At 36.2% G+C, this 17310-nt stretch carries 12 protein-coding genes; all 12 read right to left on the bottom strand.

Annotated elements, in window-relative coordinates; all coding sequences use genetic code 11:
• Positions 1-393: 393 nt before the first annotated feature.
• Positions 394-951: a winged helix-turn-helix transcriptional regulator gene (locus M886_RS09695; protein ID WP_230625023.1), complete on the bottom strand. Its 558-nt coding sequence runs from the start codon at positions 949-951 to the stop codon at positions 394-396.
• A 559-nt stretch (positions 952-1510) separates the two neighbouring features.
• Positions 1511-2374, bottom strand: coding sequence for a cytochrome c biogenesis CcdA family protein (locus tag M886_RS09690; RefSeq protein ID WP_011034364.1), 864 nt, complete (start codon positions 2372-2374; stop codon positions 1511-1513).
• 234 nt (positions 2375-2608) lie between these two features.
• Positions 2609-3259 carry a hypothetical protein gene (locus M886_RS09685; RefSeq protein WP_048041120.1) on the bottom strand — a complete coding sequence of 217 codons (651 nt, stop codon included), beginning with the start codon at positions 3257-3259 and terminating at the stop codon, positions 2609-2611.
• Positions 3256-3924, bottom strand: a complete 669-nt coding sequence (locus M886_RS09680; RefSeq protein WP_011034362.1) for a LolA family protein — start codon at positions 3922-3924, stop codon at positions 3256-3258. Before M886_RS09680 ends, M886_RS09685 begins: the two co-directional genes overlap by 4 nt.
• 368 nt (positions 3925-4292) lie before the next feature.
• Entirely contained in the window at positions 4293-5069 is a 777-nt protein-coding gene (locus tag M886_RS09675; RefSeq protein WP_152558012.1) for a hypothetical protein, read from the bottom strand.
• A gap of 693 nt (positions 5070-5762) precedes the next feature.
• Positions 5763-6527, bottom strand: a complete 765-nt coding sequence (locus M886_RS09670; protein WP_011034360.1) for a winged helix-turn-helix transcriptional regulator — start codon at positions 6525-6527, stop codon at positions 5763-5765.
• On the bottom strand, positions 6487-6951 hold the full coding sequence (locus M886_RS09665; RefSeq protein ID WP_011034359.1) for a hypothetical protein: 465 nt from the start codon (positions 6949-6951) through the stop codon (positions 6487-6489). The genes M886_RS09670 and M886_RS09665 overlap by 41 nt, the downstream gene beginning before the upstream one ends.
• Before the next feature lie 215 nt (positions 6952-7166).
• Positions 7167-7631 (bottom strand): IS200/IS605-like element ISMma21 family transposase, encoded by a 465-nt coding sequence (gene tnpA / locus M886_RS09660; protein ID WP_011032309.1) that lies wholly within the window; start codon positions 7629-7631, stop codon positions 7167-7169.
• Positions 7632-7964: 333 nt separating this feature from the next.
• Positions 7965-8372, bottom strand: coding sequence for a pyridoxamine 5'-phosphate oxidase family protein (locus M886_RS09655; protein ID WP_011034358.1), 408 nt, complete (start codon positions 8370-8372; stop codon positions 7965-7967).
• Between the two features lie 1400 nt (positions 8373-9772).
• Positions 9773-12571, bottom strand: a complete 2799-nt coding sequence (locus M886_RS09650) for a PAS domain-containing sensor histidine kinase (RefSeq protein ID WP_052273705.1) — start codon at positions 12569-12571, stop codon at positions 9773-9775.
• A gap of 2565 nt (positions 12572-15136) precedes the next feature.
• On the bottom strand, positions 15137-15736 hold the full coding sequence (gene pdxT / locus M886_RS09640; RefSeq protein WP_011034355.1) for a pyridoxal 5'-phosphate synthase glutaminase subunit PdxT: 600 nt from the start codon (positions 15734-15736) through the stop codon (positions 15137-15139).
• A gap of 313 nt (positions 15737-16049) precedes the next feature.
• Positions 16050-16946 (bottom strand): pyridoxal 5'-phosphate synthase lyase subunit PdxS, encoded by an 897-nt coding sequence (pdxS, locus tag M886_RS09635; RefSeq protein ID WP_048038723.1) that lies wholly within the window; start codon positions 16944-16946, stop codon positions 16050-16052.
• Positions 16947-17310: the final 364 nt, after the last annotated feature.

The following is a 17310-nucleotide window of genomic DNA, read 5'->3' as shown; positions in this document are numbered from 1 at the left end:
TGTGTCTGCGTCTTCGATGTTTGTTCCTTTTAGGAAAAAATAGCAATATTTTTTAAGACATTACATTTCTCTATAGTGAGAATTAAGTAAGACTGAATTCTACAAGATTTTCTAGCCTTGCAATATTGCTACTAACTACTTTTTAGTTATAAAGTAAGAAAAACCGGCTCCAATAGAGAAAGTCGTAAAACAAAAGTGTGATCGGTACAAAGGGAATCTCACTTTATTATTGAAGCTGCAATCAATATTTAATTCCTTATTCCAAAATAAGGCAGGTTAGAAGTTCAAGAAATTAGGAATTGAAAAAACAAAAGTATTCTGATACAAAATGAAATTCTAGTAAACTTTTCTAAAAGCTTTTTAGTACACAATACCGTGAAGTGGATCAGATGCTTACTTGTATCTTTCTATCAAGTGTTTGTACGAAATGTTTATTTTATAGATTATATTTTTTCCTCTTTTTGTTTCCTTTATAAAACCAATTTCCTTAAGATTTTTCATATACCAGCTAACTGTGCCCTTGGAAATTCCAATCTCACGCGCAAGAGCTACGTTTGTATTACACTTACCATTTAATATTTCTGAAATTATCCTTTTATTCGTTATGTTTTGAGAGGTAACAAGAATTTTCTTTTCCTTTTCACTATATGTTGAGTTTTGGAAACACCTTATTCTTCCGCCCTCCTTGTAAACTTCAATTTTATATTGAGTTTCCAGAACTTGTATGTGATACTGGACTGTCCTCCTGTTCAAGCCAGTATTTTTTGCAATGTCACTAAAACAAACTCCAGGGTTGGCTTCAATATAGGTATAAACGCTATCTCGGTTAGGATTATTAAGTACATTTGTTTTCCCTACAATTGTTGTTAAAAGGAAAAATAGCAAACAGACGATAAGCTTCTTTTGAAGCTTAATGCTGGTAAAGACTAAATGTCTAGTTTTCGGTTTCACTGACCGATTCTCCTCAAACCTTTTTCTATCCAGGGACTGACATGTATTCTTTTTCGGCAGAAACAGGAGAATCTTCCTTATCAGAGCTTTCCGAGTATTCACCTCGGTTGAAACTTCAGGAATGTCTATCAGTCCTATGAATATGAATAATACAAACATCTTCCGGGTTTTTGTTATGTTAGTCAGTAATTTAAAAAGTCAAAGAATATAAGCTTTCCGACCAGAACCCCTAACAATCAGTACCTTCTATCTTAATCTGTATTATTGATTTTTATGAGAGTTATTCATTGGTCATCGGTTAAGGAATTTTCTTGCCCGAAAGCTATCGATTTTGCACCAGAAGCCTGCCTTAAGTTTTGGCCTATTTACATGAAATCGATACCTTTCCCAGCCTATAATAGGATTAAAGATTTGACAACTGTTATGAAAGTGGAGGCAATTTATCATGATTCTTCACTTAACCGAAGACGCATGAATAGATTATATATAAATTACACAAGTTTCATATGTTAATCAATTATTTAGATTTAACTTCGATGTTTTGTCTTCATTAGTTAATTCAGGCCATAATCCATAAACCCAGTAAAATAAGCACAAATCCACTAATTTTTTTTAGATACATTTTATATGAACGAATCTGCTTGGACAGAGTATAGCCCCCTATCATACCAACTCCAATAAAAGGTGTCAACACCCCTCCGCTGAAAGCAAGCAATAGAGCCAGATCATTAACAGTCCCGTTTGTAATAGTCTTGTTGAGCAGTACAAGGAGCATTGGAGCAGTGCAGGGAACTTTTACAAACGAAAACAATATCCCAAGAAAGAAAACTCCACCCAGAGTACCTGCATATTTCCTGGCAGAACTCTGAAAATAATTATCCAGAACTACAGGAGATTTTAAGATCCCCAGAAGGTTTAACCCGATGAGAATTACAATGATGCCTGTAACAAAAGAAAAGCTTTCCAAATCTGGAATTGACTTTCGGAATGAGAGTAAACACAGGCCCAATAATAAGTAAGAACCCACCAGCCCTAATCCAAACACTGTTGCACGTACCATTCCACTTTTCGCACTATTGCTCGTCCCTGCAGTAAAGCTTAAAAGAAATCCAAGTATAGCCATCAGGCAGGGTGAAAAACCTGCAAAAAGTCCGAGAGAATAGGCAAATGGCAAATTCAGGTCTGTGTTTATATACTCGATTTCCTGTTCTTTTCTCGTTACCTCTTCTGTAGTATATTCAGTAATATTTTCCTCTTCCACAAGATATTCATCAATTAAAGTTTTTAGCTTTTCTTCAGTAATTTCTTCTTTGGGAATTTTTGTTTCATTGTTTATCACAATAGCCGGGACTTCAAGAAAACCATATTTATTCCATTGGTTGAAACCGTCAGCAGTACTGGTTTCAATTTTTGATATAACCATGTTCTCATATTGAGCTTCTATTCGATCGACAATAGGATCAGTTATTTCACAATCATGACAACCTTTTTGATGGAAATACTGGATTGTGACAGGTTCTGCACAGGCCACCGGTATAAAAATAAGAGATAAATAAATTACGGCTAGTAAACTAATTGTATGAGAACTACTTTTCATAAAATCCCCAACAAGTATTCTTTTTATTTCACAAACCTGTGTATGCTAATGACAGGAAACCTAATTATCTGAGTTCTGTTTGCGTTGTGACCATTTTATTCCTAAAACCAAAAGTACTAGTAGTATTCCAAAAATTATACTTCCTTTCAAAATAGGAAGGATGGGATAATCAAGTACAAGGTAGCGTACAAAAATGAAGACACATGCGATTACGTAGAAAACCAGCAATCTCACAGGATCTTTTTGATCTTCTTTCCTTTCGCCGTATATAATTTTTGACAATGCGCCCCCAGTAAATAATATAATCAAAATCCAGAATACTTGATCTATATTATAAACTAAAGAAGCATAGAGGTAAATAATATACAGCAGTATTGTAAGAATTAGAAGGCGCATATTTTTTCGAATTGATGAGGAAATTTTAGTTTTTTCATCTTTGTTGATCTCTGTGATTTTTTCATCATGAGATTTTGAGCTCAAAATATGATCAATTATATTGAAAAAATTATTGTCATCAATCTGTTCCTTTTTTCTATACCAGACCATAAAAAAGAAATGGACAGCTGTAACAAAGAGGGCAAGAATAAACACCCTTGACATCTCTAACGGAATATATCCTTCCCTAATCAGTAGCCCGATTATTAAAAAACTAACAAATAGTACTGGAAATGAACGTAATAATTCTTCTTTAACGATATGGTCTATATTCATATATTAATCACCTCAGTACCTTCTATAGGTTTAAATTTAAATTCAGTATCTTTTATGCCTGAATTTATAGAATAATTCTCATATTCTAGTGTCATCAGAAGTTTGTCACCGTTATAACTTTGGATCTTTAACGGCATCCAGATTTTGGGATCAATCCATAATAGACGACTCCAGCTTTCAGGCTCGTTTAGTTTACTCGAAATTACTTCTAGTTTATAAGTTTTGACTTCTCCTAAATATTCAATACCTTTGTAGTTTATAGTACAATTATCTGATATAGAATTAATAAATTCACTATATGTTGGAGTGGTCTGTATAGAATTCTGTGAAGTGTCATTGATTAACCATGTTTTGTTTGTAATTGGATCATACTCCCATGTTAGTATCCCATCTGAGCCAATTGTTAAACATGTGGAAGAATTTACCCGATCGACTCTTTTATACATATTGGGATTTTTGATAAGAAAACTAGATTCAGTGATTATAGATTCATTTCCTATAAACATAGTCAATTTTTCATCATAAGATATATCATATATATCTTGTTGTTTATTTATTAAGTTCTTAGAGATCGATTCTGAGTTTGCTCTTTCCTCAAAACCACAATAAATAATTGCAAAAATAATTATTGTAAAAGCAAGGAATAAACTCTTTTTTGATGCCATATTCTCTCCTCATAAAAAATGAGAGGTGAAAACCTCTCATAAACATTAAGTATTTTTCAGTTCAGACACACAATTATCTGAAGCGCATGAAAAATATTAAGTTATATGTGTTTTTTCCGGAACTTGATTGTTAATAGATATCCATATGTTCCTAAATATTCGCAACTATTAATTCCAACAAGTAACCCTAATGATTCAACTTTGCCCACTAAATAAAACCAAGATAGAATTTATCTACATATTGAAAAGGACTAACAGTAGTAGTTCGAGGGTTTATTGAAGTGAACAGTTACTAATATTCATTTATTATGTGCATCAATTAGCAATTAGTTCTAATGTTATTGGATTTGAACCTTTTATGTGTTATGTTAATAACACATTGCCATCACATATATTATTTCAACACCCATGCAAACTGCAGCTGGTGAACAAGTTAGAAGCGAAGGCATATAGAAACAAGGCGAAAGCACTGTTAAACAAACATCACATATTGATGGCGTTCCAGGAGGACAAACAATACCTAAAACTGAGCAAAGACAATCATCGATAAGCTCATTCGCAACACAGGTCCAGTAACCATCTTCTGTATTAGTGGTAAAGAAGTCTGCATTGGTATCTCCAATTATAGCCCCGTTGTCCACAACTTGTGTATTGAGAATTTCTCCATCGTCACCTACTCTATTTAAAGTTAATTCTTTTAATGTTTTATCTTCAAAAATTTGTGTAGCACTCATTACTTGTGCAGGTTTTTCACCACTCCATATTACAAAAACATTGGATATTTGGACAGAGATATTATCTTCAGCAATAACTTCTACTGGCAATATAACTCCTGTCACATAATCTGCAGACCCATCTTCCAGTGTTTTTTCTATGGAATAAACTTTAGCACCATCTTCAATTTGTTTCAAGTCTGTGGCAGAAGGACTTCCGGAAAGTTTTTGAACATCTTTAAGATTTAGGGCAAAAGCAATTTTTTCGTACTTTTCCATTCCTGTTATTTCTTTCTTTTCAACTCCACTTGCAGTGGAACCGCAAGGTGTTCCAGCCGGACACGCCATCGCAGGCGTAACCAGTATCATACCTATAACGAGCATTATCATGAAAAGCCCGCTGATTTTTCTAACTTTGCTGTTTAGTTTCAATTTATTCCACCTCTTTATTTTTGTTTAAGAGGCAAGGAACAAACCTTAAAATAGCTTTAAAGTAATTTGTTTCTTGCCTTTGGGCACGCAGGATTCAGGGGAGGGCTCAAACTTTGCTGAATCCTGCAGAACATTCCCACATTTGAAAACCCCATAATCCTTTAAAAGTTTTATGTGTAAACTCTCAAACAATCAGGCATAAGAGAAGAATACAAATCTGAAATAAATTAACAGAAAAATAGTTTGAGAGCTTACACAGAAGCTATAAATAATGTTACTTACAGCCTGTCGATTTGTGTCTGCGTCTTCGATGTTTGGACATTCCTTTTAGAAAAAAATAGCAATATTTTTTAAGACATTACATTTCTCTATAGTGAGAATTAAGTAAGACTGAATTCTACAAGATTTTCTAGCCTTGAAATATTGCTACTAACTACTTTTTTAGTTATAAAATAGGAAAAATTAACTTCAAAGGTAAAGTCATAAAACACTGATCAGTTAAAGGGAATGTCATTCTATTACTGAAATCATAACAAGATTCAATTTCCTATTCCAAAAAGAAGGTAGTTTTGGGGTTTAAAAGATGATGAATTGAAAAACAAAAGTATTCTGACATAAAAAAAGATGGCAGTAAATTGCGGTTAACTTTTCTAGATCCTTTTTGTATGTAACATATGCAGAGCAATTAAATATTTACTTGTATCTTTCTATCAGGTTTTTGTACGAAATGTTTATTTTATAGATTATACTTCTTCCTCTTTTTGTTTCCTTTATAAGGCCTATTTCCTTAAGGTTTTTCATATACCAGCTAATCGTACCCCTTGAGACTCCAATTTCACGCGCAAGCTCCACGTTTGTATTGCATTTACCATTTAATATTTCTGAGATTATCCTTTGATTCGTTATGCTTTGAGAAGCCACAAGAACTTTCTTTTCTCTTTCACCATACATGGAGTTATTCTGGAAATACCTTATTTTTCCACTGTCTTTATAAACATCAATTTTTTTTTGAGTTTCCAGAATTTGTATGTGATACTTAACCGTTCCCCTGTTCAAGCCCATACTTTTCGCAATATCACTAAAACAGACTCCAGGATTAGCTTTAATATAGGCATAAATGCTATCCCGGGCAGGATTGTCAAGTACGTTTACTCCATCTACAATTCGGAACCCGAGTATTGCGAAAATAAGCTTTGCAGGGTTCAGCAGTATATCTATTATCGATAATACGTGCATCAGGGCCAGCCACAGGAGGAACTGCCAGTAAACTGTAAAGTCCTTAAGTTCTATTACTTCTTCTCCATTAATTGAAGCTCCAGATTGATCGCTCGGAAAAGGACTTACAGTATATTCGGTAGCCTCGGCTGTTGTTGCTAGAATAAAAAATAGTAAACAGATGATAAGCTTTTTTTCAAGCTTAGTGCTGGTAAAGATTAAATGTGTAGTCCTCGGTTCCACTAACCGATTCCCCATAAACCTTGAACTCCCAGCTTCCCTGTTCTACATACCCCTGGGAAGGGTCGATACTGAAATGTATCCTGCCATTTACGCTTCCATCAGAATTATCACGGTAGGGTCCCAAGTTACTTCCCGATGGGGTAGAGATCCTAAGCGTAAGAGAATCACTCGTATCTCCCCAGTTCAAGTCCACTTCAAGATAATTTATTCCTGAACCTACACTTACATAGTGAGTTTTAGTCTGTCCTTGAGTTATGTACTGGGTTGACAGCACAGAGAAAATGGGGTTTTCTGCATCAGATGAATTTTCTACCCAAGGGCTAATAATATAATCTTTTCCGGCAGAAGTAAAAGTATCTTCTGTGTCAGAATTTACCGTGTATTCCTCTTCGGCTGAAACTGCAGGAATAAAAATCAGTCCCATAATTATACATATTATTAATATTTTCCATCTTTTCATATTACTACCCAAAAAAAGGTTAAAAGCCCGACTATATATAACTTCTGTGCAAATTCTCAAACAATCAGCATGCCTGCTTTTATGAAAGAATATTACAAAATCAAAATCAAATTGCGGGCGGCCACCCCACCCTAAAGGATGGGGTATGCTTCGGGCCGCCCGCCCGGTTGTTTTGGTAGTTAGAAATCATCAAGTTTTCTTTGCTCGGATCTCATGAATCTATACAATTGAGACTCTTCACTCGGTTTTCCTTGCGATTCTTTAATGTAATGCTTAATTGTATCAGCAGTTACGTTTCCAACGGATCGATAGAACTTTCCATTTGACCATAGACTTCCACCCCAATACTGTTTTTTAAGATCAGGATGGAGCTTGAACAGTCTGTAAGAACTGCCTCCTTTCAAATATTGAATTACCTCTGACAGAGAATTACTTGGATGGAATTCCAGAAACAAGTGAACATGATTGTCTACTACTTCCATTGCATGTATTTTGTAGCCATTTTTAGTGCAAATGTTACTGAAAATTAACTCGCAATCTTTTTTAATTCGCTTATTGTAGAATATACTGTATCGATACTTAGGCACCAACACGATGTGGTAGGTAATCTGACCATAGCCATGGCTAAAACTGTGTAATTCCAACTGATATCACATCCTAGCCATAGATGGATGGCACCATCGGTGGCTATGGTGCCAAAAACAAGCTTATTTTACAAAAAAAGCAAGGATTAAGATATTTAAAGTGAAAAACGAAGAGGCGAGGGTTCACTTCATCCCCACCCTAAAGGATGGGGTATTCGTGACCCTCTGCGCTCCCTTAGTAATAATTGTCTGAAGAAAGACATCAGATAACATTTATTCGGTGTACTATGTCGAATCTCATCGAAAAAAGAGATGATATGAGGACGAAAATAACATCCTCATAATCAGAATAAAATCAGAAATTTTATTACCTATTAAGAGAAACGAAAGGACTTAGAGAAGCTGCTTTCCAGCTCCATCGCCGGATTTGCACTCGTAAACTTCCGTGATCTTCATGATGGCAAGGGCTTTTGCAGGGAACCTCTCTCCCATTTTCTTGACAGTCTTATACATATTCTCATATTCTTCCCCGTCAGTTTTAATCTCGAAATCCCCTTTTATCTGATAGCAGCCCTTGATCTCGGGACCCCATACATAGATTGCTCCCCTTGGATTTTCTTCAAGGTTGTGGCGAGTCTTATGGAAGTAGTTATCCGCAATCCATATTGTCTCTCGATCTTCCTGAAGCTTACAAAAGCCAATTGGTATGACATTCGGATCTCCATTTCTGGAAGCAGTTGCAAAGGGAAAGATCTTCATTTTTGCAAAGTCTTCTACCATTTCGTTGCTTAATTTTACCATTTAATTCACCCCTTCATTAGATCTATATTTACCAGAATAAATTTTTACACATTACACTATCACACTATCACCCTATCACTTATTTAATAATTTAGAGGGTTGATGGTGTTTTGAATTATAACTAACTAAAGAGCGACAAATATATAAAAAATTGGTTATCAGGGATTGGAGCAAAGAAGAATACTGTTCTAAAATTCGTAAAATTAAAGTCAATTGAAGCATCTTGAAAAAAATCCATCTTAAAGGTCTAAAGTCACTGAACTTACTGCCCCCCAGGAGCCTCTTTAAATCTTATGCTCACACAAGCATTTAATTTTAAGAAATATCAGTGACTTCAGACCTTTTATAATGGTAGTACTTGCTTTTGTGGGTTTACTGTACTGGTTTGTTACAAGTTTGGGTATGTTTGTGGTAGAGTTAAGTGGTCTTACTTCTTAACCCGAAATATAATGGATAATCATTATATATCAACTTATTTATATAAAATTTTTCAGTGTATTAAAAGTTATGTTTGAGTAAAAAGTTTCAAAGTAAAGAAAAAAACTTCAAACACATATTAAGGTTGATAACACCATTTTTGTTAAACAGCATTAGTTCAAAAAGAAAATAATGTTTATCACTCTTTCGTCACCACCATTAACTCCATTAAACAGACTTTCTTTAATAGTTCAGACCAGGACAGATTTAGCTCAGGTTTAAGGGAGTTTATCCTGTCAGTCTGAGGCCCTTTTGAACTCCTATTGCTGAAAACCATTTGAATTTTATCCAGTAGCTCTTTCCATGAAAGCTTTAAATCCGATCTGAGAGCATTTATTTTTCAAGTTCGTGGTCGGAAAGCCCTACTGTCATATCCATTGCATATAGTCCCGCACCATGTTTAACCGGTTCTTCAGTCATCCCTATTCCTCCTGTTCCCTTTCTATGTCTTCCAGTTCTTCCTTAATATAAAATGTATTTACTCTTCTTAAAAACACCTGATAATTAGATAATTCGTAGGATAGTTACTAATTAATAATTATCAATACCTTTTTATACAATTATACTTATGGTAATCCCCGACAGGTCGATTGTTCCATTCAGACACAAAAACTTCCTCCTTAATCATTTGTTGTCACAAGACCCCTACTAAACTCCCGGTTATCGACCTGTCATTTCCTCTGTTTTTAGAAAAAGTTTATTCTGTAAAAAGTTCGAATACTACAACTTGCACCAAATTATGGGGATATATAATAACAAAAAAGTATAGGCTGTATTGTAGAGATTGTGCACAAAAGTTTTTTCAAAAATTATCCTGATAAATGTATAATGCTCTCTTTTTAAGAATCATTCAAATTAATATAAGGAAATCAGTTTTCTAATTGTTCGGATATCTAAGTAAATCTATTTTTATTTATTTTTCTTTAATCTCCGTTATTGCATGTATTAAAACAGATATTAAATTCTGTCCCTTGATCTCTTCCAATTTTTATTTTACCGTCTAACTGATCGACAAGGGTACTTACAAGTTGCAGACCGAGTGTGTCTGTGTTTTCTAAATTAATATTGTCTGGGATGCCAATTCCGTTATCTGAGACTGTAAGGGTGTATTTTGTGTTTTTTCTTTTAAGCTCGTCTTTACTATTCGACTCATTTATAACCCCTTCACTGAAGAGCTTAATTCTAATTGTACCTTTATCCCGCCCCTGGAATGCATATTTGAGGGAGTTTGAAATAAGTTCGTTAACAATCATTCCTAAAGGAACTGCAATATCTGTATCAAAGAACACATTATCCTCAAGATCCAGATCTAAACTAATACCGGAATGTCCAACACTATAAGTCTGGAAAAGGTTTTCAGCAAGCTTCTCAAGATATAACGAGAAATTCAGCTTTTCAAGCCCTTCACCTTCATGCAGTTCCTTATGGATATACGCGATAGACATTACTCTGTTCTGGCTTTCCCTGAAGGCTTCAAGAACTTCGTAGCTATCTAAATGGTTTTTATTTCTGAATTTTTCAGCTGCAAGGTCCAGAAGAGAGGAGATAACCTGTAGATTATTCTTAATCCTGTGATGAATTTCCTTATTACGGGCAGTCTCAATTTTTGCAAGGGCTTCTTGAGCCACTTTTTTCTCAGTAATATCCCTGAATGTTACTGCAAATTGACCTTTTTCAATCCTATCGATTTGAATAGTAAACCATTTGCCTGGCATGTTGCCAAAATTCTCAAACTGAATAGATTCGCCTGTCTGGTCAACTTTTTGATAAGCTTCAAACCAGTAATCTTCAACATCAGGCCATATTTCACGCATGGTTTTACCAATTTGTGCTTCCCGCTCACAACCTGAAAGTCTTGCTCCAGCAGGGTTTATATCCAAAATTAATAAGTCACAGAGTGTACCATGCTCATTATAGATTGCTTTGCAATTTGCAAAGCCTTCACTGATAGAATTGAATAAAGTTTGATACTGTTCTTTACTCTTGCGTAGGGCTTCCTCTGCTTTTTTACTTCTGGTTATGTCTTTGACAATAGCCGAGATAGCAGTCAGTTTTCCAGTGACATCGAAAACTGGGGAAAGAGAGAGTGAGACATTTATTATTATACCATCTTTTCTTAATCGCAAAGTCTCATAATGCTCAACTTTTTCTCCCTTTTTAATTCTCTCAATTAATGCTTCCATTTCGTGATCTGATGGGAATGGCACCAGAGTAGTCATATTCTTTCCGAGAATTTCTTCGGCTGTATAGCCGTATATCTGCTCTGCTCCTTTGTTCCAGCTTGTGATAATACCATCAAGGGACTTAGTTATGATAGCATCATTTGATGATTCTACGATATTCGCTAGATACCGAATTTTTTCTTCTGCCTGCTTGCGTTCGGTGATATCTGTAGTGATGCCCATTAGTTGACGGATTCCTGAATGCAGTTCGATTACCGAACCTTTTGAGCTCAGCCAGTGGATACTGCCATCCGGCAAGAATATGCGGTACTCCTGATCGTAGAAGTCTTTACATTCAATCGCTTTATTCCAGGCTTGTGCAACCCGCTCCTGATCCTCGGGATGGATCATAGAAATAAATTCCTCGTACTTTATGGGTGAGCTTTCGGATCTACCAAGCAGAGCATTCATTTGAGGCGTTATTTTCCAGTTCGCCCGAAGATCCCACATCCACATTCCAGCTTTTGAACCCTCCAATGTTAACCGCAGATGCTCTTCGCTTTCCTTTAAAGAATCATAAGCCTTCTCAAGCTCTTCTGTACGTTGTTTAACGAGCTCTTCTAAATTGTCGAGGGTTTCTTTTAGTTTAGCTTCTGCTTTTTTTCTTTGAGTGATATCCATAAATGCGGCAACACCGCCACGCACATTACCTTCGGCATCATGTAATGGACTGGCTGATCCCAGAAGGGCCCTCCATTCCCCACCTGGCAGCAGTACATCTATCTCTTCGTTGCGCACGTCGATGCCTTTAAAAGCAGCTTTTTGCATGGGTAATTCGTCTGTAGCCAATTCATGGCTTTTATGGAAGTAACGCCGTACAGGTACGATATTAGCTGATACGTTTTCTCCAGTTTTAACTCCATAGAACTCGTTTGCCATCTTGTTGCCGGTTATATTATCGCATTGAGGGTCGTGACTAATCAAGATGGCAATAGGCGCAACTTCCATAACTGTCTCTATTTCTTCGGCCCGCTGATGAGTTTTCTCTTCAATCTGCTTTCGTTCGGTAATATCTATAAAAATTATAGCAATCTTTCCTTTCTCAGGACTGAATACGTAAACATCAAGGTATTTACACATTTTCTGGCTAAAAACTTCAAAATGCTTTGCTTTGTCTGTGAACGCTATTTCTAAATACTTTTCAACTCGCTTGCGGTCTACATGAGGGAACACTTCCAGTACAGTTCTGCCTAATATTTGTTCCCTCTTCATCCCTGTATGGAGTTCAAAAGCAGGATTTACCTCAAGGTAACGATAGTCATAGGGCTTACCTTCTTTGTTACAGATAATTTCTGCAAGGAGGAAACCATCTGTCATATTCATAAAGAGTGTGCGATATCGCTCCTCACTTTTTCGCAACTCCTCTTCTGCATGCCTGAGTTCTTCATCTTCCGTTAAGCGCGTTCTCAGGCTATTTAATTCTTTTTTCAAGGAATTATTCTCATATAAGAGTGCCTGATATGATATAGGCTCTTGGCTATCTGTTCTTTTAAAAACCATATATAGCCTCAAATTTAGATTTCCTGATTATTTAGCATCAGACTCAAAGATACAGGTTTACCTTTGAATGATTTTAAATTCAAAGTTTGTTAATTTTCCAGTCTTTCTTAGAGAACAATACATCCATCAAATTACCTGTATCTAACCCAAATTTGACAGAAGCACATATTTTGTAATGTCTAAATAGGCTTCATGCTTCTGTTTTCTTTATACAATTCAATGTTTTGTCTTGCATCTTATGATTTTTGACATTTTTCATTTTGTCAAAATATAATGTGTCAATGCAATGTGTTTTGTGTAATAAAATACTATATTAATTAGTAGATTCTGTCAAATTAGGGATCTAACAGAATAGCAGAATCTATTATTTATCCCCCAACTTTATATATAAAATCACTTATATATAATTTCTACAAATCTAATCGTTTATTATTCAGAGTCTGTAGTATATATTTTTTTGTTTCAAAAAAGATTTTTAACTTAATAGAAGTGTATCGTCTTAAAAAATTAATTGATTATCCTGACTCCCCTGAATAAGTTATCCCGATCCTTAACCCTCTTCAATTCTGAACCATTTAACTGAATTTTACTAAACTATGTAACTAATTTTTCAATCCTTTTACTGCTTCTTCTTAGGCTATTTTTACTATTTTTCTGTATAATTTACATATTTACATATTGTACGTGAATACATACGCATTTTCATATTTCACAGTAAAAACTATACATACGTTCACTGTTAATCTGAAACCAATGCTCCCATTTATTTTCCGTAAACAGCCAAAAAAATACCTGGATTTTTTACCTCTAATATCTTTATGGTACTTATCTCTAGGTGTTTTTCCCTTTAGATATCCCATAATGCAATTACAGGGAAAGAAATAATACGATAGTTGAATATTTAAGAGTCATCAACTATCGTTTTGCTTCTTGTTCAAGACCCTTCGGGTTCGGACAGAATGTCCAAGTTCTGTCATGGAGGTTATTATTTTTAATTATTGGGGTTCGATAACATTTTTTACCGTTTTTTCGGGTCTATCTTAGGACATCTTTTAGGCTAAATGAATTCTTGCCATTTTTGAATCAATCCGTTTTTAGAATGTGCCGTTTTTAGATTGTTCCGTTTTTAGGGTGTGCCATTTTAAATTGCGCCATTTTTAATGTTTTCTACATATCCTACTTATTAACTCCCTGACTCTCTAGAATCTGCCTTCCAGTATCTAGAGAACTTTGGTGGTGTGTTTAAACTACTCTATTTTATGGTATGACTGCCATATGTGCCGAAATAAAGTCTCCCTCTTTTAGCCTAAAATTATGTTAGAAGTATTTTTCTCCTGACATCGCCCTCTTGTATATATCTGATAATATATAGCCTAAACCATGATGTTTCTTCAGTTAACTATGGATGGAGAAAGGGACTCTGGATATTACCATTTTTATGAGTTTTTCCAATAAATTGAAAACAATGAAATTAAAATTTTCTCAGGCTTTAAAATTTCAGATATAGATTCAAAAGAAGATATAAATTCATAGAACCGACCTTCCGCAGATGTCTTCAAAAAAATAACATTTTTACTGTTATCGTTTTTGAAGAATTATTCTAAAATCTGCAGTTAATTTCTCGAATGAAGTTTCGAAAAATAGGTGCCGGAAGTATTCAATGAAGGCAAAAAATCGAAAATAATGGGATATTTCAAAAACACATATTGAGCAGCCAAGAAATTTTTTATAAAAAAACGACAGCAGCAAAAATTGTAAAAATTGAAGGGACATCTGCGGAAAGTGGGATAGAATAGACGACTCAGTTCCAAAATCTAGTGATTTTTGCATTTTTTGATTGAAACGTTGAATTTCCAAAAAGAATTCAGTCTTCAATCTAATTCAATATTCGAGCTCTACCGGCATCAATTAAAAGGTAATATTCAAAAGTTGCGACAATTTTCAAAATCTAGTGATTTTTAATATTAAGTTCATCACTAGATTTTAGCATTGTGTCGAATAGACCAAAAATAATAAAACTAAATACATTTTAAAGTAAAATCTATAACATTTTATTTTTGGCTTGAAACTAACGCGTCCCACTGATTCACTCATTCCAAAAAATGGCTTTTAAGGGTAAAAGGTTTATCAGACTTGGTATTTTGTTTCGTATAATACAAAGTCCTTTTAGAAAACCTTAGCATCTTCCAACCAACATAAAAAATATTGAGAATCTTTTGCCTTATGTCATAAGAATCAATTTTCTCAATTTCATATTCAGGTCGTGTCCACAAGTTATTGATCAATTCAAAAAAAGCAAGTATATCCTCTCTATTTGAGAGAAATTTAAAGATATTCATATGGATGTGATTTTCAATAACTCATGCCCATTACAGGAGATTGTTGAAACGAAAATATTCTCAGTTGACGAGCGTATAACAATAATTAGTAGAATTATCACAATTATTGGAAAAAAAGAAGGAGAGAGTACGTGATGAGTTTTCTCATCACGTATTTTCATGCCAAACGCAAATAAATTGGGTAGGTTTCGGAAAAAAACCCATGAACCTGATCCATACTGTAATTCTAGCAGTTCAAAACTTTATCCAGGAAATACTGGTGAATTCTAAGGTCATCGGTTAATTCCGGATGGAATGCAAGTGCCAGCACATTTCCCTGCTCTGCAGCAACGATCATGCCTTCAAGCCTGGAAAGCACCTTCACGCCCGGCCCGCAGCTCACGATTCCCGGAGCCCGGATAAACACGCCCGTAAATGGAGAGTCAAGGATAAACACCTCAAGTTCTGCCTCAAAAGAATCCCTCTGCCTCCCAAAGGCGTTCCTGTTGACCCTGGTATCCATAATCCCGAGCAGTTCCTGACCTGTCTTTTCTACCTGCCGGTCTCCTTCCTTTGCAATGACAATCAGCCCTGCACAGGTCCCGAGGATAGGAACTCCCTTTGCAGCCGCTTCTTTTATCTCCTCTGCAATTCCCTCGCGGGCAAGCAGCCTGCAAAGCGTTGTACTCTCCCCGCCAGGAATCACAATTCCGCTGCACTCCGGCACAATTCCTTTGTGCTTTATCTCAACTACCTCAGCCTCAACCCCTCTCTCTTTAAGGGCTCTCCTTAAAGCATCAACATGCTCAGAAACCGCTCCCTGAATAGCGATTACACCTATTTTCATTAAAAACACCATTTTCCAGAATTAATCCGGCTTATAGAATCGAAAAATATAAAGATTAAACTGGTTTATTCTTACAAACCTGCAAGAATAAATCTGTTTTTAAAAATTGAATTTTAGCCTCTTGAAAGAGACTCGTTTTATATCTGGTAATTAGTCCGTTTCAGCTAAGCTCAGTAGAACCCGTAAATTAGTCCCCTTGAGTTTATCTCACCGAAATAACTTATAAATTAGTCCTCTTGAGCGAAGCGAAGCGAGCGAAAAGGACACCGTCCTCCCGAGACGGGACTCGGGCGAGACGGAAATCGGGTTGGTTTTACCAGCCGCGTTCCTGAAGGGCTTCCTGCACAGGGATCATGTCTGCGCTGATGCCTTTCATTCCTGCACCCACGCCTTTTGAGATTTCTGCAAGTTTTGCAGGGTTATCGTAGTTATTGACGGCTTCAACAACTGCTTTTGCCATCTTTTCCGGATTTTCGGCTTTGAAAATACCTGAACCGACAAAGACTCCGTCTGCACCAAGGCGCATCATGAGAGCTGCGTCGGCAGGGGTTGCAACTCCACCGGCTGCAAAGTTCACCACAGGCAGGCGCTGCATTTTTGCGGTTTCGACCACGAGTTCGATAGGAGCTTCAATCTCTCTTGCGACCATTATAAGCTCTTCTTTGGTCTTGCCTGCAAGGGCGCGGATTTCTCCCTGGATCTGCTTCATGTGCTTTACTGCCTGGCTGACGTCGCCTGTTCCGGCTTCTCCTTTGGTCCGGATCATGGCTGCACCTTCGTTAATCCTGCGGAGGGCTTCTCCAAGGTTTCTTGCCCCGCAGACAAAAGGCACTGTAAACTGTGTTTTGTCTATGTGGTAGAAGGGGTCGGCAGGAGTAAGGACTTCGGACTCATCTACCATGTCAACGCCAAGTGCCTCTAAAATTTCGGCTTCTACAAAGTGCCCGATCCTTGCCTTTGCCATAACAGGAATGGTAACCGTATCAATAATCTGCTGGACAATTTCGGGGTCTGCCATACGTGCAACCCCTCCTGCTTTTCTGAGATCTGCAGGGACGGCCTGAAGGGCCATAACAGCAACTGCTCCGGCTTCTTCTGCGATCCTGGCCTGTTCGGGGGTTGTAACGTCCATGATCACACCCCCTTTCTGCATCCGTGCAAAGCCCCGCTTGATAAGTTCGGTCCCATGTCTCAATTTTTCAAATTCCATGAATGTCATCCTCGTTGTTTTGATCAGGTATATATGATATATAAGTTATACTGCCGTGGGAAATATGTTCCACAGGTGAAACGGCCGTCATGTCCTTTCCACCAGTTACAACCAGCAGGTTGCGATTTTCAGTTTGCTGTTTCTCAAGTGAAATGTGAATACGCTCAATAGTAAAAAGCATTATTTAAGCTATTCCTTAATTGCAGATCACAGGTTAAATTAACTTACAATGATTTAAAATTTGTTGTTTTTTATACTGAAAGTTAACATTAAACTGTCTTTTGTATCAACAGGGTCTGGTTATCTACGAAATAATATTATTTTAACCTTCTCAATATAATAGTGTGCATTTAACACCGGGTAA

Source organism: Methanosarcina soligelidi, from assembly GCF_000744315.1.
Taxonomy (GTDB): Archaea; Halobacteriota; Methanosarcinia; order Methanosarcinales; family Methanosarcinaceae; genus Methanosarcina; species Methanosarcina mazei.
The sequence above is the reverse complement of the archived record's forward strand: the minus strand, read 5'-3'. Positions and strand labels throughout refer to the sequence as shown.